Source organism: Limibacter armeniacum (genome assembly GCF_036880985.1).
Classification (GTDB): Bacteria; Bacteroidota; Bacteroidia; order Cytophagales; family Flammeovirgaceae; genus Limibacter; species Limibacter armeniacum.
In genome coordinates this window covers 1,581,853-1,601,381 of the sequence record NZ_JBAJNO010000009.1, presented here as the reverse complement: position 1 = coordinate 1,601,381, position 19,529 = coordinate 1,581,853, and the positions used below count along the sequence as shown (strand labels likewise).

Genomic DNA, 19,529 nt, shown 5'->3' with positions numbered 1-19,529 from the left:
CAACACCCAATAAGGCATGACAAACCTTACTTTATCAATGCTGAAACAGGTTGGTATAAAAAACGAATGGGTTGAAGCCAAAAATTGATGCGTTTATCCTTTTAATTAGGGAAGTTTGGGTCAGAAGTTAATTTTGGGGTATGTTAAGATGGATAAAGAAATATAAGGGTTTTCTAATGGGGTTAGGTACCCTTTGCGTATTGACACAATTGCTGAGTTCAATCGGTTTTATAAGAATTGACAGCAGTGAAGTTACCGTCAATACCATACTTTTTATCTTTTGGTGGATAGTACTCTCCTTGCCATTCCACTACTACCATTTTCTCAAAAAGCGGCACCATACGGTTAAGAAGGTCTTGTTGCTTATCCTGCTGATGGTAGTGATGATCTTACAGGATTCTTACCTGAATATTCCTGATAACCCCTTGTCCATCTTTATGATTATCACATTCTGGATGGGTTGTGTCTATTTGGTAGTGCCGACATTTTTCAAAAAATACAGCCCTTACTTTATCGCTGCCTATGCTTTGATTTTTGTTTACTGGACTTATGTTCGGTTGGCATCAGGAAGTTTTGAAGTTTATCAGCAGGAACATAAGGCCTCTGTCATCATTTGGTTCCTGTTGCCCATTCCGCTTGTATTTGTATTATGGGTTTATGAGCAATGGAAGTGGCTGAAATCCCTGAAGGCAGACAAGGCAGCAGCTGAGTTGGCTTTACTGAAAACACAGGTAAACCCACACTTTTTTTTCAATACCCTAAACAACCTTTATGCACTGACGGTACAGCATTCAGACAAAGCACCCGAAGTAATTCTGAAGCTTTCAGACATGATGCGATACACCATCTATGAAGGCAAAAAAGACCTTGTATCTTTGGGAGATGAAGTTACTTATTTGCAGCATTATATAGATTTGCATAGCATACGTTATCATAAGAAAGTTGATTTACAGTTTGATCATTCACACTGTCAGGAAGAGGTGAAAGTAGCGCCTTTGCTCTTTATTATTTTGTTGGAAAATGCCTTCAAGCATGGGGTTGAAAATCTGGAAGCTGATGCCTATATCCATATGACGCTCAGCAGTACAGATGATGTAATTCACTTTACAATCTGTAATAATTTTGATCCTTCGGAAAAAAGCGAAACAAAAGGGATTGGATTGGAAAACCTGAAGCGCAGGTTGTCCATGATTTATCCTCACAGACATCATTTGGAAATAAAAGAAGAAGGAGAACAGTTTCAAGTAAACCTAAGCATACAGACTATATGATTACCTATATTATCGTAGATGATGAGCCTCTGGCGCATGACCTTATTGAAGGTTTTTGTGATATGCTACCGCATATGTCACTGAAAAAACACTGCTACAGTGCGATGGAAGCCATGCAGTTCTTGAACGATAATGAGGTGGACCTTATGTTTCTGGATTTGAATATGCCTAAGCTGAAAGGGTTTGACTTTCTCAGAACCCTTACCAATCCTCCGAAGGTGATCGTTACAACTGCCTATCAGGAATATGCCTTGGAAGGTTATGAGCTGAATGTGGTAGACTACCTATTAAAGCCTTTCCGATTTGAGCGCCTTGTACAGGCTGTCAACAAGGCAACAAACACTAAGCAAACACAGCCAAAAGAAGAGAAAGTCCTTCCGTCTACGCCTATGGCTGATCCTGTCAGCAGCTTTTTTGTCAAGGGAGACAAAAAACACCATCAGGTTTTCTGGGAGGATATTCTATTTATTGAAGCTTATGGCAACTACTGCAAGCTGCACCTGAAAGAGGAGATTATCCTCAGCCATGAGAAAATCTCCTACTTTGAAAGTCTGCTACCGGAAGCGACTTTCCTGAGGGTACATAAGTCATTTATCGTTTCCATTCCAAAGATCAACGTCATAGAGGGAAACAGAATCATGATTGGTGAAACAGAAATTCCTATCGGTCAAACGTACAAGAGGATTGTCAATCAGTTATTCTGAAACTTAATTGTCATTCAAATACAGCAATAGCCCGAACAGGAGAACCTGTGCCTCCTCTGATTTTAAGAGGTAAGCCAATAAAACGGAACCTGCCGCGTCCTATCAGCTGATACAGGTTGACCATGTTTTCGTAATGAGTAAAACCCAATTCACCACAAATATGATGTACTTCCTTGTTGGAGACGCCGGATACACCAGGAGACATGGTCTCTACGCCAAATGCTGCAATTTTCTTTTCACCTAACCAACGGGCAGCTTTAGCCGAAACACCTGGACCTTTGCCCCAATCTTCTCCTCCAAAGTATTTTCTGAAGTGATCTGTATAGATCAGTACTGTGTCACCTTGTTTTATTTCAAGTTGTGCTTTCTGTAATTGCTCTTCTATTTCTTCAGGTTCTATCAGTTCTTTTAGCCCTTTATGAGAAAAGTCCAGACATATGCCTTCTGTATAAAACATTGAAAGGGGCATAGTATCAATGGACTGTCCTTCGTATTCACGAGCCATATGGTTAATGGCATCTACATGGGTTCCTGTATGTTCGCCAAGTTCCAACCGATGAACACTGGGTGTTCTGGTTACAGGATTCTCAATTTTGTCCCATTCTTCATGTGATTTGTGAATTGTCATCTTAAATTGTGGAAGGTCTTTAAAAACAGGCATCCCCACATATATTTCTTGGCTCAGATCAATTATTTCCATTGTATGATAAAACTTTAAAAGCGTCTTTATTTTACTAACCCTGTTCTGATCCAATAAGCCCAATCCGAACGATTAAGTTTTTCAGCCTGAAGGGCAGCGTGTTCAAAATCGTATTTGATATTTCTTTGTGAGATCGAAATTACTTCGTCCTCTTCAAGGTCAAGTATTGTGTATTTAGCATATGGGGAACCAGATTCCATCTTATGGTAGAATGGAAAATCGTCATCATAGGCAGGAAGCCCTACACTGCCCGGATTGATGACCCATTTCTTGCTTTCCTGAAGCTGTAATATATGAGGTACATGGGTGTGACCGCATAAGATAATCGGTTGCTTCAGTTGCATGATTTCTTCTTCCAGTGTCTTAGGGTCTTTTTTGTGGACTTGTCCATTCTGAAATGTTTCAATCAATGGCACGTCATCGTGTTGTAAGTTACCGTGACACAGGAAAAATTTATTCCATTCCGCTACCTGCTCCAGTTGTTGTAACCAAACAAAAGCATCTTCCGGAAGCGTTTCCAGTACAAATTCAAGTGTAGCATTGGACTTGTTTTTGAACTCTCTGCTTTCAAGAATAAACCTATCCTGATTGCCCGAGATACTAATCATCTTCAACTCTGAAATAAGCTCGAATGTTCCGGCAGGGTCCAGTGGACCATAAAGTGAATCTCCTAGATTGAGAATAGTATTGACATGGTTTTTCTCCATATCCTCAATTACTGCTTCCAGTGCAAGGCTATTGCCATGAATATCTGATATGATTCCAATCCTGTTTATCATGCCGTTAGTATTTTAAAAAAATCACCAAAATGAGTCCCTGTATGTCTTAATAGAAATATAGTAACAGTATACTAAGGTATAAGTTTTCAGTTTTATATTTACTTCTACTTTGCTGTTCACGACTTCACAAAATGAAATTGAAATGTATAAAATTGGTCTTGCTGTATTGATTGTATTGGTAGGTTTATTTTGCCAGTCATGTATATCTAAAAGGAAAGCACAACATAGGTTAAAGGAGGTATTAAAAGAAGACTATGATGATATCTGGAAAGTTGTAGAGATAGAACGTTTCTTCAATGAAGGGAATATGAATCCAAATATGTTTGTGATTGTACTTGCTGATAAGGACAATGAACAGATTCAGTTTCATTCTTTTTGGGATGCCAAAACTGGTGAATTTAGCTATGGTTATCGTGAAAACTCTCCAACGTTAAGAGAGCTTTATGAGGATGCTGTCGAGGAGTATGAGATGGAAGAAACCATCAGAAAGCATATGGGTAATTCGTATAGCAATATCCAGTTTTCTACTTTCAATATTAAAATCACGTTAGACATTGATCCTGATAAGTCATTTATGTTGGAAACATCCAAAAAGCTATGTGCTGAATTGGAAAACTTTCCAGAAGCATGGGCAAATAGTGTTAAGGTGATTTTCCTGACCCCATCAAACCCTAAAGGGTTGTATTATGTATACATCACTCCCGATGTCTCTGAAGCGTTGCCTGATGCGGTTATATCTAGGGATTATATCCCTTACAGTTTTCACCTGATTTCAGGCGAGAGTGATATGTTTCAACAACTGACAGCTAAAGTAACAGCTAACTTTAACAGTTTGGTTAATCAAAAGACAGACAATAAGGCACGTATGATAAACGAGCCTTCTAAAACTTGGTTAAATCAGGAAAACCTGAAGGAGTTTTATGCCATCTATTACATTGAGAAAATACCTGAAAAGCAATACCAATATTCCCCATATGTTGGTTACCTCATTGTAAAATATGAGATGGAGTCAGAAAGTGTTTCATTGGATAGGGTAGAGGTTTTTGAGCAATTGGACTTTAGTAGCTTATTTCACAGAATTGAACAGACTTTGCCTCCAGCTTACCAAACACTTATGCCAGTTGAAATGGATAAATAGTTTTGGTTAAATGGTGGTGCTGTAGATTGCCGGCTTGCCTGTGGCTGCATTTAAGATAAAGCGATAAGATCCGTCGTACCCATCAAAAGCATCGCATAAAATAAATAGATCAGGGTTACCTTCTATTTTGAAATATAAAATAGGTATTGCCTCAGTTGAGGATAGGCTGTCATAGGCGATTAAAATATCAAAGGGGTTATAGGTGATATGCCCCTCTTTTTTTGAATAGATAAAGATGCTTTTGTTTACCAAAACAAAGACCTTATCCAACTCTTCTTGAATTTGAAAGCCTTCAAGTTGTATATTTCCCCGTGCTTGTTGAATGGTTTCAAGTACTAGATTCCAGTGTTTTTGCCATGATTGGGAGGTGTCAGATGTAGACATCTTTTGCTTTACTTTTTGTTGTATTACATCGTATTGTGCCGAAATAAGAGCTCTGATTTCTGCCTCAATTTGTGGTGAAACAGGAGCAATAGTAGGAGCAAAACTTTTAATCTTTATGGTAGAAGACCATTCCAGCAGTGGACTTTTTTGGTCAATATATTGGATAGGTGCATCTATTCCGATATCTCCTATATTTTCGGTATTGACTTGCTCAATGGAAAGCTGTAGCATTTTGCCATCCTTAGAAATGGTGTGAAGTGGCATGTTCTTCTTGAAGCGACTGTTGATTACAGTTGGTTGGAAAGACTTATCAGGTACAAAGCCATTGTTTTGATAAGTGCCTATAAAGGGAAAACCACCTGTTGCAAAAAAGGTAGGCGACTGGGCATTTATGGACTGTGTAGTCAGTATAAATAAAAGAATAAGTAGAGATTTGCTTGTAGTCATAGTCAGGGTTTATCTGCTTGGGACAGAAGTTATTTTAGTTTTAAAAATAGTTTTAGCGAAGCTAATGGATTCCTGTTTTTGTTCAAAAGCAGACAAGACTTTAGTGATGGTTAAGCAAGTTGGTTCAACTTTAGTTACATAATTTCGGTTATAGAAAAGTATAGCATTTTTTAGTCCACTAAATTCTACCGTATGTCTGATATTATTTCCACGATTTTCTTTTTGATTGCCGTAATAGACCCATTTGGAACTGTGCCCGTTTACTTGGAAGCAACCAAGCAATTTGACGACAAGCATAAGAAAATGATTGCGATAAGAGCTTCCATTCTGGCGTTTTTTATTTTACTCTTTTTTATTGTAGTAGGTCAAATGATCATGGAGGGAATGGATATCACCTTAAGTGCATTTCAGATTTCTGGTGGAGTTATTCTCTTTCTTTTTGCACTGACGATGGTATTTGGAGAAGGTAAACCTGAGAGTGAGAAGCATCTGATCAGAGATTACAAGCACGTTACAGTCTTTCCGATTGCGATTCCATCAATGGCTTCACCGGGAGCAATCATGGCTGTAGTACTGATGACAGACAACAATATTTATAGTATACAGCAGCAGGCAATGACAGCATTGCTGGTATTGGTTGTAGTTGGTATTACTTGTTTGATGCTACTGGCAGCTCGCTTTGTACAGGAGAGAATAGGGGATTATGGAATCACTGTAATCAGTAAGATTATGGGGCTGATATTGGCGGCTTATGCAACACAAAGTATTTTGACAGGTTTGAAAGACTTTTTCAAGGCATAATCCATCTTCCTTTAGAAACATTGCTTGGCTTAGCTGTACTGATGGCTAAGCCTTTTTTTATGCTCAGAGTAAGGGTAATGTTAGAGAAAGGAATCTAGTATGTGAGAGGAAGCTGTGAAACATTCAAAATTACAGTGATTTTTTTGGGTAGATGAAAACAAAATGAATACTGATTGGTAATTAAATGTGGACTAACCAAAACAATAGCACGATGAAGAAAATTTACTCTCTGAAGCAACATCGCAGATCAAAAAATTACTCGGAGACATTTGAAATAGCACTCAGAAATTATGATGCATTTTTAAGAGATGAGGAGAAGCGCAGTTATGAAAATTTGATCAGGAGAATGGAGTCAAATATGGTCAAAAGCTAAAGGGCTTTTTAAAATTTAAAAGTAGTTGGGCGGAAAGCGGTGAGTAGCTTATCCGCTTTTTTTATGCAGGAAAATGGGGTATTCGGTCAAACCGTCATGTTTAGGACAGTATAAGAAAAACACTTATACGAAATTGTGTGCATTACATTGTTAAGCGACTAAATAAGAAGCTCTAACATATAATTATTTCAATAAAGCATAATGGGATAATTGAATTTTGTTAACTTTTATTATTGAATAAGCAATGCTGTAACCAAATGGGCTTGGAAAGCTTTTTATCATTCTTCACAAAAACACTGACTTTTCTGATGCGAATATTACTGCTTGTGGGCTGCCTGATGACTATTGCTACAACTCTTTTTGCCCAAAAGGGAGAGATAGAGGTGAATGTGGTAGATACCCATTTTAAACCTATTGTAGGTATTTCCATTACAGCTATCAATGAGGCAATTGGGGTGAGTGTAGATCGAGTGACCAATGAGAAAGGAGTGGCAACCTTTAGTGGCTTGAATACCTCAGGTGAGTATTTCGTTCGTTCGGCTGACTCGGAAGACTTTCATACGATTGAGTCTGGAAAGTTGACATTGCGTTCCAACTTTAAGAGGAATGTAACGCTAGTGCTACCTTCCAAAACAACTGTACAGTTGGACGAAGTAAGTATCTCGGCTTACAATACCACCCGTATCAATACCTATAATGCTGAAGTCTCAGCGGAGATGGAAGCTGAAAAAATCAAGGAATTACCTGTTGAGGGAAGGGATATTACCCGCATGCTTTATCGCTTGCCAAATGTAACACAGGCGACAGGCTTTTTTCCGGAAGCACCCAATGTCAGTATTAATGGGGCGAACTCACTGTTCAATAATTATATGATTGACGGATTGGATAATAATGAGCAGTTTTTGGGAGGGTTGCGCTTCAATACACCCATTGGTTTTGTGCAGAATGTGACAGTACTTACCAACAACTACTCAGTAGAGTTTGGCAATACTGGAAATGGAATTATCAATATCACAACCAAGTCAGGGAGCAATGATTTTAGGGGAGAGGCTTTTGTGTTGTCCCGTCCTGGGATATTTGATGCTTCATCGCCTTTTGCACAACGTGATCTTTCCGGAAACTTGGTAAAGGATGGCTTTCAGCGGTATCAAGCTGGAGTGGGGTTTGGTGGTGCTATTACCAAAGACAAGACATTCTATTACATCAATTATGAACATACCTCTGACCTTAAGGATAACTTGTTGAACAGTCCTGAACTAGGTGTCAATGAGACGGTTCGTGGCAACAATACTTTTGATTATATAAGTGGTAAGTTAGACCATTTTTGGTCAAGAAGGTTCAAGACATCTGTCCGGACCAATATAGGTTTGGTCTCTGTAGGCAGACAAGCAGGCGGATTAACCGGAGGACTTAACTTTCCATCAGCGGCTAATTCACAGGTTCGAAATTCTTTAAACCTAGCCACCTCCAACATCTTTACGAGCGGCAATCTTACTTCTGAGACAAACCTTCAGTTCAGCCATTTTCGTTGGGATTATGCCGAGCCTGAAAATCCCGATAGCCCAAACGTCACAGTCAATGATCCTTCAGGACAGACCATTGCAGTACTAGGACACCCCGGCTATATCTTTGAGAGTTTGCAGAATACTTGGCAGTTTCAACAGAAAGCAACTTGGACAACAAATAACCACACCTTTAAGGTAGGAGGAGAAATCTTGAGTACTGATCATAAATTGTATGGTGGTGGAAACCCCAATGGCAGTTATACTGTACAGTTAACGGCTGATCAGGTAGAGCAAGTAAAAGGACTGAACAAGGGGAGTGACCTTTCAGTCAATGATATTCCATCTGATGCATTGGTAACAGCGTATTCGGTAGAACTGAGACCTGCGTCATTCGGTAAACGTCAGAACATCTACAGCATTTATGTGGAAGATCAGTTAAAGGCAACAGAGCGTTTGAACTTGAGTTTTGGGTTGCGTTACGACTATGATAACCTCTCTGAAGGAGGAGGAACCGAGGGCGATTACAACAACTTTGCTCCGCGTTTTAGTTTCAATTACCAGCTGACACCCAAAAGTAGTATAAGAGGTGGTTACGGACTTTTCTATGACAAGATCCTTTATGCGATTTACAGTGATGCATTGCAGCAGAATAATGTCTCTTCTGATTTTCGTAAGCAAATTCAATATTTTATAGATGAAGGACTGCTCCCTGAGAATACTGATTTGGACAAGGTGACCTTTAACGGAAACCTGACAGTGGGAGAAAGCAATAATGCGGGGTTACCATATGGATATTTGGATGGACCATCCGCTGAAAGCTTTGAAGGACAGCGAGACCTTTTTAGCAATGAGCGTCGCATCCTGAATCCAAATGGCTATCAGAATCCATTTACACATCAAATGACGTTGGGCTATCAGCTTCAGATAGAGGATAACAAGTTATTTTCTTTGGACTTGGTGTATAACCGAGGGGAAAACCTTTTCAGAACAGTCAATCTGAACGCACCAGCAGCATGGGATTATAACCGAAGCCTAGAGGAAGGAGTGGCTAGAAGTTCAGCTTGGGCAGATCAGACCAGACCGCTACTGATCAATGGTAACTCAGCTATAATAGATGGAGAGTTGGTAAATGGGGTATCAAGAAACTTGGTGATGACTACGACAGATGGTCAGAGTAATTATTATGCAGCAAGCTTCAATTTGCAGAAGGACAAAGGAGTTGACAATTACTCATTCAGGTTGATTTATACCTTATCATACCTTGAAAACAATACAGAAGATATCAATTTCAGGGCAATGGATGCCAATGACTTTGAGGCAGAATGGGGACCGAGTATCAATGACCGTAGGCACGTGCTCAACGCCATCTACAGTTATTATCCAATCAGAAATATGACGGTAACACTAGTGGCTTTACTACAAAGTGGACAACCCGTTAACCGTATTCCTGATGCGACCCAGTTTATGGTCGTGGATGAGTCAGGGAACCCTGTTTTGAGTGGAAGCGGAGATCCTGTATTTACCAATGACTTGAATGGTGATGGTAGTGCATTTGGTGATGCTTATGTTGGGAACAGTGATCGGTATCCCGGAGAAGAAAGAAACAGTGACCGTTTGCCTTGGTCCAATACATTTGACCTGAGTTTACAGTACAATATCCCTTTTGGAAAGGTAAACAAGGGAGGACTGGAGTTAAGGGCAGATGTGTTCAATATTTTCAATGCTGAAAACCTGAGTGGCTATTCAAACAATGCCACACAAAGTAACCAGATACAGGTAGGACCTGCTTCCAGTGGTGTATTGGTAAAACGTAATGCTGCACCACCGAGACAATTTCAGTTTGGAGTCAGGTATGTTTTCTAAAAGGGTTAATAGATTGGATATATTTTTTAGGATGAATATGAAAACAGGATACAAAATTATTTGGCTGTTTGCGATCCTTATGGGGCTTTCTGCATGTACGGCAGAAAAGAAGCAGGAGCGGATAGCATTGGCTTCCATGACATGGGAAGAAGTAACTGAAAAAGCGCAAGACAAAGAAGTCAATATGATGATGTGGCAGGGCGACCCACTGATCAATACTTATATGAAGGACTTTGTAAAGCCAAAGCTAAAGTCGCTGTATGGTATAGAGTTGAATATTTCATCAGGGCAGGGAAAAGATCTTGTTGGGCATGTGCTTGGGGAGCTGGAAGCCGGTAAAACTGATGGGGAGATTGATATGGTTTGGATCAACGGGGAGACGTTTTTCCAGCTTCGGGAGCTGAATGCACTTTTTGGGAAGTTTACCGACTTGTTACCGAACAACCAGTATGTTGATTGGGAAAACCCTTTTGTCTCGCAAGATTTTCAACAGCCAGTGGATGGTATGGAATGTCCATGGGGAAATGTACAGTTGGCATTTATCTATGATGAAAACCGTACGGAAACAGTGCCGGTGTCTTTTTCAGAAATAGCGCAGTATGTCAAAGATAACCCGGGGCAGTTTACCATTCCGAATGAATTTACCGGAATGACCTTATTGAAGTCGTGGATGATTGCTTTGGCAGGGGAGCAGGAATTAGAGGGCGCTTTTAATGAGGTCAAATACAATCAATACAGTCAACAGCTGTTTGAGAAGATCAATCAGTTGAAACCTTACTTCTGGAAAGAGGGTAGGACTTTTCCTGCAACATTGGCACAGCAGCATCAGTTGTTTGCCAATGGAGAGATCACCTTTACCTTCAGTAATAATGATACTGAAGTAGATAATAAGATTTTGCAAGGGCTTTTTGCCGCTACAGCCAAGGCGTATGTACCTGCTCCTGGTACTATTCAGAACTCACATTATTTAAGTATTCTGCATAATGCACAACACCCTGAGGCTGCCTTAATGGTTATCAACTTTTTGATTTCACCTGAAGCACAATTTGAAAAAGCGAAGCCAGCTGTTTGGGGAGACGGAACAGTACTGGATATTGAGAAACTCCCTGCTGAATGGAAAGAGCGATTTGCTCATATCCCTGAAAGGAAGAATGCGCCAAATAGGCAAGCAATTCAGGATAAGGCATTTCAGGAGCTAGCTCCAGAATATATGATCAGGCTGTATGAGGACTTTAGAAAAGAGGTTATCGAAAAATAGGATGCCTAAACTTTCGTCTGGTATTCTGAAAAGCGTATTTCTAGTATTAGCTGTATTACCTGTAGCTATCGGACTTGGGTTCGCGTTACTGTATAGCCTTGGTATTATTGGTGTACTTTCAGAGGGTTTTACACTGTCTTATTGGGAAGAGGTATTGTTAGGAGGAACTTTTCTGAAATCATTAGCTTATAGCTTTTATATCGGAATCGTAACAATTACAGTATCACTCTCCGTAGCCTTTTGGTTAGTGCTGTATTTCAAGGAGTCCTTGACGAGAGGAGTTACAGGATATCTAATGTTTCTGCCGTTGTCAATCCCTGCTGTGGTAACTGGTTTTTTCATTTTTCAGCTGCTGACAAAGTCGGGAATGCTGTCACGGGTTTTCCATTACCTAGGTTGGATAGATACTTTGGAGCAGTTTCCTGAACTGGTTCAGGATGATTGGGGAGTAGGCATTATACTGGCTCATTCACTGATGGCTATCCCTTTTTTTACCCTGCTCCTTAATAGTATTTACCATGATCAACATTTGGATCAGTTAAAAGAGGTTGCCCAAACATTGGGAGGGAATCAGCAAACATTTCTTATAAAAATAGGAGTTCCGCTGATGTTAAGAACAGCTAGCCCTAATATTTTACTGTACCTGCTGTTTGTCGTGGGGGCATATGAAGTGCCATTGTTGGTTGGTAGCCAACGTATTCAGATGGTTTCAGTATTGGCAGTGCGGAAGTTTCAGCGGTTTAACCTACATGATATTCCTGAAGGATATGCGATCAGTGTAGCGTTCACAGTATTGTTGTTGGGGTGTATTTGGGGGCTTGTAAAATTGAATAAAAAGCATGTTTAAGAAAGGGGTACTGCTGATTGTATTATTGGGTATTCTATTGCCTTTTCTGCTGATGGGGTTACTGTCTGTCAGTAAAGGGTGGTTCTATCCTGATATTTTCCCTAAAAGCTTTACACTTGGACATTGGCAGTTGCTTTTGCACCAAGAAAGTGAGTTACAGCAAAGTTTACTGCTTTCGTTATTGATGGCTTTGGGAGTGGCATCCGTTGCTACGTTGTTAGGATTTTGGGTAAGTAAAGAACTGGCTTATGCCAAACAGCGAAACACTTGGCTGCTGTTGGCTTACTGGCCTTTTGTTTTGTCACCTGTTGTGCTGGCAATCCTGTTACAACGGTTTTTTATTTATGCCGGATTGAGTGTCAGTTTTATAGGTGTTTCTCTTGGGCAACTGTTGTTGGCTTTCCCATATACCGTGATACTATTTCAGAGCTTCTGGAGTAATTATATACTTGAGCTGTATCAGCAGTCTGTCACATTGGGAGCGAGTACAGTACAGGTATTTCGTCAAATCCTATTACCGATAGCAGCACCCATTCTTCTGATCTGTTTCTTTCAGACATTTCTGATATCTTGGTTTGAGTATGGTCTTACACAGTTAATAGGGGTTGGTAAAATTAAAACACTGACCATATTGGTATTTAAGTATGTAAACGAAGCCAATATTTTCCATGCTGCATTGGCGTCTTTGCTGCTGATGCTACCACCTTGTCTGTTATTGTGGTTGAATAAACGATTTGTGTTTTCAAAACTGGTTTGATGCTGAGGGTAAATTCAATTGAAAAGCGCTTTGATAAGCAGGATGTACTGAAAAAAATATCATTCAGTCTTTCAGAAGGAGAGGTACTGGCAGTGCTAGGAAAGTCGGGCTGTGGTAAAACAACTTTGCTGAAAGTATTGGCAGGCTTGGAGTCTCAAGATTTAGGAGAAATCAGTTGGGACAATCAACCGGTTCACCAGTTGTCTGCTGCTGAACGGGAAATGGTATATGTTTTTCAGGAACCCATGCTATTTCCACATTTAAATGTGTTTGAGAATATCGCTTTTGGGTTACGAATCCGAAAGTATTCTGAGACTGAGGTTCAGCAAAAAGTAGACAGAATGATTATGGAGCTAGCGTTGGAGGGACATGAGCGAAAGTTGCCAAGTCAGCTGTCAGGAGGACAGAAACAGCGAGTAGCTTTTGGAAGGGCTGTGGTATTTAGTCCTAGGGTTTTGCTCTTGGATGAACCTTTTGCAAGCCTAGATCCTCAGACACGAAGTACAATGCAGCAGGTTTTCCTGAAAGTAGCCCGTGATTATCAGATAACAGCACTTTTTGTAACACATGATGTCAAGGAGGCTTTGGTGATAGGAGATCAGTTTGCCTTAATGGAAGATGGGCAATTCACTGTCTATAAAGACAAGGAGACATTTGTGAAAGACCCTGTAACAGGTGTACAGCGTGAGTTGTTGTTTTGGAAAGAAATTGAACATAAAAGCATAGAGATACGATGAGTGAGCAGAACTTTGAACATATCGAATCAGTCTATTGGGTGTTTACACAGCTTTGTAATGATAAATGTGACCATTGCTATAACCTGTCGGGACCACAAGGGGCTAGGATTAGTGAGGAGGATTGCCTGAGAATCGTAGACAATCTTCCTGAAAGTATGGGAAGGCTGATTTTGTCTGGTGGAGAACCACTGGCAGAACGTAAAAAGCTTTATGCAATTCTGGATAAGTTGAAAGAACGGTATCAAGGGCGGGTACAAGTAATGTTGCAAACCAATGGAGACCTGTTAACAGGTGAAATTTTGGATACCTTGATAGAAAAGGGGATTTCCCGTTTTGATATAGCAAGTATTGATCGCTACCACAAGTATGCGGGAGCTAAGCTGGAAGAACTTGCTAAATTATTTGAATCCAGGGGCGTAAATGGAGAAAACGAAGCGCCATTGGTGGAGAAAGATACTTACCTTTCTGCGTTTCCGCTAAGTTGGGGGCATTGGGGTGCGACAGAAGATATGTGGTTGGGAGGTAACTGGGCTAGAGGAAGAGCGATGCAGAAGAACATTTGGAAACAAGATCCAAATCATAATTTCTGTGCCATTCTTTCAGGAGGGATTGGTTTTTTGACTGGAGGAAAAGATATACCACAGGAAATATCAATTCAGCTTTGGCAAATTAACCCATGTTGTCCGGGAACCAAAAAGCCAATTGGTGATGCAAGAGAGGAGAAAGTAAGTGATGTATTGAAAAAAGTGGCTCAGTCTGAAGTGTTTCAAAGGATCAATGAGGGAGATCCATTTAGGATGGGAGAAAGTATTGGGGTCACTGAAGAATATGCCCGTAAACGGACTGAGGTATTGCAGAATGTATGTCTTTGGTGTGATGAGTTTTTTGAGAAACACTATGATATAGCCAAAATGGAGAAAAGATGTAATGGCTGCTCTTCTCATTCAGCATGATGAAATAATAGCAAACAAAATAAAAGGGGGACAAGGTAAGTTGTCCCCCTTTTTTATTTGACCAAGCGGGTCGGTTTTTTACGTATGTGCTTTTGTGCTTTAGGGTTACGGTAACAAGTAATTACCTCTTTGCCTCTCACCACGACAGCTATATACCTACATTTTTCTATGAGTTCATGGTCAAGGAATTCAGGAAAGCTTTTGCTGTCACCCATATAAAATTGGAGACCTTGTTTACGGATAACTTTTCCATAAGTAAGTACGACTTTGATCATTTCATCGCTGATGCCCCTCTGACTGCATCGTTGTTCTGAGTGGGAGGTGTGGAGGAATACATTGGTTAAGTATTTACTCATATGGAATGCCTCAGCCCTACAGCTGCAATCATGTGCCCGCAAAATCAGCAGGTGCTGGTGGCGCTTTGAGGTAACAGATTCTTGATAAAAGGGACTGACTGTCATAACTATTCGTATTTAGGGTAAACGATTGGTTAGCTTTTATCAGAGAAGTCTAACAGTTATTGACGCAAATACCTTTTGCCTGAAATGTATCATCAGCATGTTGAAAAATAGGATCAGCTAAAAGAGTTGACTATGGAAGGAATGAAAAATTGGTAATTGGAAAATGCTGAAAAAGTCTATGGTCCTTTGGCAAAAGCAGTAGCTAATATTAGGTGTTGTTATCTAATGATAGTGATTTTCAGGCAGTATTAAAAGGTTGTGTGACGGGGTAAGGATGTAGGCTTTGAATAAAAATAAAAGAATGCAATAGAATAATACCCTGACGGAATTTAACCGTACAGGGTATTTGGTATATAGTTTTTAGCTAGATAATTCCTCTTGATTTCAGCTCGAAAAAACACTTTGTGGTAGCTTGTACATCTGCCATGGCATTATGGGCACCATCAAAGTTGTGTCCGAACAACTTAATATACAGCTCTTCAAGCTTAGGCCATTTGTATGTACCGTAATTCCCTTCAATTCCCACAAATTCGCAGGTTGAAAGCATAGTACAGAAGAGTGCTGGGTAATGAACCTTTTGGTTGAGCCTCAAAAATTCACAATTGACAATAGGAAAGTCAAAGTTGATGTTATGGGCTACCATCATATCAGCTTTCAGGATCATTGCTTCCAGCCGATGCATGGCGTCCTTTACAGGAATTCCATCTTTCATGGCACGTGCATGACTGATACCATGTACTGAAGCAGCACTGGCATCAATGCTAAAACCTATTGGCTGTATAATGGTCTGATACTCTTCCATAATTTGACCTTGTTCATTGGCCAAAATACATCCCAATTGGATGATGCGAGGCCAGTTCTGGATATCATTTTCTGAAACCATCCAGCTTTTTGGTAATCCGGAGGTCTCTGTATCAAAGAAGAGATAATTCATGTTGTTCTTATTTTAAATGGGTAAAAAAGTTTGTGATGCTAATCTCGGTGGGGAGGACGTAATTGAAGTACGGACTGAAATAATAGATTAAAAAAGTGCGGTGATCTGTACATTTCCTACATGGGCTACGGGCTGTTCAGGAGATTTTCGCCCATTGTAGTTTAAGCTGATTTGTAAGCCATTGGCAAGACGTTGCTGGCAATTGACACCCCAAAGGTAATTCTTGCCAGGCTGTAGTGCTTCCATTATTTCATAAGCGACAGGCGTATTGGTATCTCCATTGAAAGCAATTTCAGTCAGTTTGAAACTGGTAGAGATCATGGTAGTAGCTGCTTTAGCCCACCTTATTTCAGAGCCTGCTTCCCAAAAGGTACTCAGTAAGGTATCGTTGGATTCTGTCTGAATAGGACTTTGCTTGTTTTTATAACTTGTCAAGGCCGTTATTCTGAAGCTACTGCCAAGTTGCCATGCCAGCTCTGGTGCGATTTCGTATTGATTGATGATATAGTTACGGTCGCTGATGTAGTCGGATTTACTCTCACTTTCTTTTAAAGCGGTACGGCAAAGTACTGACCAGCCTGCTGCCATGTTCCATCTTGATGTGAGGTTTTGTTCGTTGTAAAGCCTTTGTTCAAAGCCATTGGTCAGCAATTGCTTTTGGTTTCTGTTGAGCCATTGGAAATCAGCACTGAATTTTGGGTTGGCACGATTGAAAAATACGGTATGCTGAAGCTGTAACTTTTGTGAAAGTAGATCTCTTTCAGGAATGTTGGATAGCCAAGGACTAAAGCGTTGTACAAAACTTCCTGAAGTCACTTTACGGTCTGATATAAATGAAAACTGCTGCGTAAATCTTGCTAATAGTGGCTTCAGCCCCGTAGCATTTTTCCACTCTTGAGGCATCTTGAGTTGTAGGCGGTAGTTAAAACTGGACGCATATGCAGGCAAGTACTCAGTGGTTGGGGTGTAAAACTTGGCATAATTACGTTCATCAGGGTTGATAGCCTCAAAGAACTCTTCCAAATCTTGTTCTCCATCTCCATTTAGGTCACGCCAAGTGTGAGTACCTCTTCCATTTTCAACTTTGACATAGATAAACTCACGTTTCAGCTCACGGCTAGCAGATGTGGAGAAGGTCAGGTTGGATTGTATGTTTTTCTTCCATGCAGTTGCTCGCCAGTCAATTCTACTGGTAAAGTAATTTTCATGACGGTTCTCTGCATCCCTGAAGTTGTCCACTTCACGGTAGGTAACCTGCAAGTTGAGGGATTGTGTTTTACCATTATATCCCGTATTGACCGTAAGTGTATTGGCATTTGTATTTTTGGTCAGGATGCCATTCTCTGGCCCCATGTCTTCTCGAAGCGCATAATCAATACGAAACTGCCATTTTAGGCTGTCTCCGTTTTCCAGATAGAAACGGTGTTCTCTGTAATTCATGGCGGTACTGATAATAGAATCCGTTTCGGTATTAGTTAGCAAGTTTCTGTCATCTGTGAAACGATAACCCGGAACTATGATGTTGTTTCGCCAAGCAATTTCAGAAGCAACCCTTTTCCATTCAGCATGTGTATCGGTCATGCTGTTGTTCAGTAAGAAGAGTTGGTTTTGCCATTGAATATTTTTCCATGTATTAGATGTACTGGCAGTATGTTGCCATCCATCAGAATGGTCGCCTCGCTTACGTTTAGTGACATCGTAACTAATTTTTTGTTGGTTATCTTTATTGAGCTCAATACTTCCCGAAAGGATTTCTTCTCTAGCAGAGGCAACATTAGTTGTGAGTCCCCAATTCCTGTCAAACTCAACAGAACGAAACCTGTCAATTGGTGTAAAAGCAGCTTCATCTATTTCGGCTGTTGCTTGAGTACTCCATTTCCATTTAGAATTTCCTATTGCCCTTTTTTCACTTTTAAAACCTGTTTTTATGGCTTTTCCTGCTTTTTGGGTTAAGGACTCATCAGCAAAAAGATTACTGTTTTGTTCAGAATAAGCTATCTCTGTCCAAATTGTCTCATGCTTTGATAATGCAAGTTGGGCACCTGCTGTTACCATTCGTTTTCTATTGGGAGGGGTGAGTTTTCGAATAGGAACATAATTTCCTTGTGCTTTCCCTTCAACAGGTGCAACCCATCGGTAAACTCGACCTACAGCTGTAATTTCATCCAGAATGTAATTGCCATTTCCTTGCCCCACTTCTGTGAAAGATACTTGCAGTAATGGACTGTTACCCGCTTCAGCTTTGGTTAGTGTCTGGTGTGTATTGCCATTGTCATCTACTTGATCTGTATAGGTGTACAGTACTCTATTGGCGTCAAATGTATCAACAGTGTCAATAGCAGGCGCTAAAGCTTGCTCGTTTCCAGCTTGAGAAAGAATACGTTTGTCTTCTTCTGATAATGAAAAAAGGAGTGGGGCATTCTTGTTGTCTCCTTCCTGATACACATTGACAAATGTATTGAGCTTTCCGAATTGCTGGTAATGGCTCGCTTGCTGTATACTTCTACTGTATTGTTGTACGGCATATTCATAATCAATACGGATTCTGGAATATTGGGTAATAGGAACCTTACTTGTAAAAGTGACTTCAGCCAGATTGTAGTCGATAATATAATCAGCATTGAATCCCCGTTCCAATAAATTACCATCTACATAGACCTTTTCAGATCCAGCGATGACAATTACATAAGTTTCATTTTCCGGTCCGCTGAGTCTGTATGGTCCCTGAACACCTTCCTGTGCTTCAAGCTGTTCAGAGCGAAATTGTCCCTTTGCGATTGATATTCCAGCTTTTGTAATAGCGGAAACTTTTGATGTATCACTACCAACAGTTACCACAACTTGTCCTCCTTGAACATTCTTATTGAAACGTAGGAATTCAGATTGTTCATTCTTGAGAATGATATCGCCAGCAGCCAATGAGGCGTATTTATGCCGAAGCTGGAGATACACTTTGTCAAAATCCTGAATTTGTTGGGTGTTTCCTTCGGGTTGAAGCGGAATATTCTGATCTGTGATTGTAGCAGTCAGTTCTATATCCTCATTTAACTTTCCATCGAGTTGAAGATTAAGCCCTGAGTTAATCAGTACATCCTGTCTGTTACCTACAGAAATTCCTCTGCTTATGCTGCCTGTTTTTTGGATTCCTTCGGTATGAAAAATTTCTTCTCTTTCCTCTCCAAATGAAATTGGCTGAGTAGTTTCATGCTCTTCAATAGGGTGTTCCTTGGCATATTTTCCTTCTTCATAATCCTTTTGAGACCTTAGTGAATAAGGTTTTTCTAATGAAGGAGGAAATACCCTATAGGAGATCAGTATCGAGTCCTTGGTATTGGAAGTTAGGGAGTCTGTTAATCCTTTGAAAACAAAAGCATCTTCAGATAGTGAATAGACTATTTGGGGAAGTTGTGTTCCTTTGGAGTACTGTAGAACCTTTATGCTGGAAGGTGAAACAGATAGCGAATCGAAGGTAAAAGGAACAGCTGTTACAGGAATCCACTTCTTCCTCAAATTAGAGAAAGGCGTATCCTGAGCAATTCCCTTTTGCCATATCATTAAACACAGAATAAGGGTCAGAAAACAAAAGTGATAGATTCTCGCCAAAAAAACTTCCTTTT

17 protein-coding genes are annotated in these 19,529 nt (G+C 40.2%); 11 read left to right on the top strand and 6 right to left on the bottom strand.

What is annotated here, in order from left to right; genetic code table 11:
• The first annotated feature begins 140 nt into the window (after positions 1-140).
• Together V6R21_RS24370 and V6R21_RS24365 are read left to right on the top strand one after the other, a co-directional pair.
• Positions 141-1,271, top strand: coding sequence for a sensor histidine kinase (locus V6R21_RS24370; protein ID WP_334246138.1), 1,131 nt, complete (start codon positions 141-143; stop codon positions 1,269-1,271).
• A complete protein-coding gene (locus V6R21_RS24365) occupies positions 1,268-1,975 on the top strand; it encodes a LytR/AlgR family response regulator transcription factor (protein ID WP_334246137.1) in 708 nt (235 codons plus the stop codon). The genes V6R21_RS24370 and V6R21_RS24365 overlap by 4 nt, the downstream gene beginning before the upstream one ends.
• Before the next feature lie 10 nt (positions 1,976-1,985).
• Here the strand turns inward: V6R21_RS24365 and V6R21_RS24360 are convergent, their stop codons facing one another.
• The gene (locus tag V6R21_RS24360; protein WP_334246136.1) at positions 1,986-2,675 is read right to left on the bottom strand and encodes a cyclase family protein; all 690 of its coding nucleotides are present in this window, start codon (positions 2,673-2,675) and stop codon (positions 1,986-1,988) included.
• Between the two features lie 26 nt (positions 2,676-2,701).
• The gene (locus V6R21_RS24355) at positions 2,702-3,454 is read right to left on the bottom strand and encodes a metallophosphoesterase family protein (protein WP_334246135.1); all 753 of its coding nucleotides are present in this window, start codon (positions 3,452-3,454) and stop codon (positions 2,702-2,704) included.
• 142 nt (positions 3,455-3,596) lie between these two features.
• On the opposite strand from V6R21_RS24355, the gene V6R21_RS24350 reads away from it, so the two are divergent.
• A complete protein-coding gene (locus tag V6R21_RS24350; RefSeq protein WP_334246134.1) occupies positions 3,597-4,592 on the top strand; it encodes a hypothetical protein in 996 nt (331 codons plus the stop codon).
• Between the two features lie 6 nt (positions 4,593-4,598).
• Here the strand turns inward: V6R21_RS24350 and V6R21_RS24345 are convergent, their stop codons facing one another.
• Entirely contained in the window at positions 4,599-5,423 is an 825-nt protein-coding gene (locus V6R21_RS24345) for a hypothetical protein (RefSeq protein ID WP_334246133.1), read from the bottom strand.
• A gap of 192 nt (positions 5,424-5,615) precedes the next feature.
• Here V6R21_RS24345 and V6R21_RS24340 point away from each other — a divergent pair, with 192 nt between their 5' ends.
• The 8 genes from V6R21_RS24340 (at position 5,616) to V6R21_RS24305 (ending at position 14,517) form a co-directional block, all read left to right on the top strand.
• On the top strand, positions 5,616-6,224 hold the full coding sequence (locus tag V6R21_RS24340; RefSeq protein ID WP_334246132.1) for a MarC family protein: 609 nt from the start codon (positions 5,616-5,618) through the stop codon (positions 6,222-6,224).
• A 211-nt stretch (positions 6,225-6,435) separates the two neighbouring features.
• The gene (locus tag V6R21_RS24335) at positions 6,436-6,597 is read left to right on the top strand and encodes a hypothetical protein (RefSeq protein WP_334246131.1); all 162 of its coding nucleotides are present in this window, start codon (positions 6,436-6,438) and stop codon (positions 6,595-6,597) included.
• Positions 6,598-6,905: 308 nt separating this feature from the next.
• The gene (locus V6R21_RS24330) at positions 6,906-9,965 is read left to right on the top strand and encodes a TonB-dependent receptor (protein ID WP_334246130.1); all 3,060 of its coding nucleotides are present in this window, start codon (positions 6,906-6,908) and stop codon (positions 9,963-9,965) included.
• Between the two features lie 37 nt (positions 9,966-10,002).
• Positions 10,003-11,223 carry an ABC transporter substrate-binding protein gene (locus V6R21_RS24325; RefSeq protein ID WP_334246129.1) on the top strand — a complete coding sequence of 407 codons (1,221 nt, stop codon included), beginning with the start codon at positions 10,003-10,005 and terminating at the stop codon, positions 11,221-11,223.
• Position 11,224: 1 nt separating this feature from the next.
• A complete protein-coding gene (locus V6R21_RS24320; RefSeq protein ID WP_334246128.1) occupies positions 11,225-12,070 on the top strand; it encodes an ABC transporter permease family protein in 846 nt (281 codons plus the stop codon).
• Complete coding sequence (locus V6R21_RS24315) at positions 12,063-12,827, top strand: ABC transporter permease (RefSeq protein WP_334246127.1); 765 nt, start codon at positions 12,063-12,065, stop codon at positions 12,825-12,827. The genes V6R21_RS24320 and V6R21_RS24315 overlap by 8 nt, the downstream gene beginning before the upstream one ends.
• Entirely contained in the window at positions 12,827-13,564 is a 738-nt protein-coding gene (locus V6R21_RS24310; protein WP_334246126.1) for an ABC transporter ATP-binding protein, read from the top strand. Before V6R21_RS24315 ends, V6R21_RS24310 begins: the two co-directional genes overlap by 1 nt.
• The gene (locus tag V6R21_RS24305; protein WP_334246125.1) at positions 13,561-14,517 is read left to right on the top strand and encodes a radical SAM protein; all 957 of its coding nucleotides are present in this window, start codon (positions 13,561-13,563) and stop codon (positions 14,515-14,517) included. The genes V6R21_RS24310 and V6R21_RS24305 overlap by 4 nt, the downstream gene beginning before the upstream one ends.
• 53 nt (positions 14,518-14,570) lie before the next feature.
• Here the strand turns inward: V6R21_RS24305 and V6R21_RS24300 are convergent, their stop codons facing one another.
• The 3 genes from V6R21_RS24300 to V6R21_RS24290 form a co-directional block, all read right to left on the bottom strand.
• A complete protein-coding gene (locus tag V6R21_RS24300) occupies positions 14,571-14,978 on the bottom strand; it encodes a DUF4258 domain-containing protein (protein ID WP_334246124.1) in 408 nt (135 codons plus the stop codon).
• Between the two features lie 364 nt (positions 14,979-15,342).
• Positions 15,343-15,912, bottom strand: a complete 570-nt coding sequence (locus V6R21_RS24295) for a 3'-5' exonuclease (protein WP_334246123.1) — start codon at positions 15,910-15,912, stop codon at positions 15,343-15,345.
• Positions 15,913-15,999: 87 nt separating this feature from the next.
• The gene (locus V6R21_RS24290) at positions 16,000-19,467 is read right to left on the bottom strand and encodes a hypothetical protein (RefSeq protein WP_334246122.1); all 3,468 of its coding nucleotides are present in this window, start codon (positions 19,465-19,467) and stop codon (positions 16,000-16,002) included.
• Between the last annotated feature and the right edge of the window lie 62 nt (positions 19,468-19,529).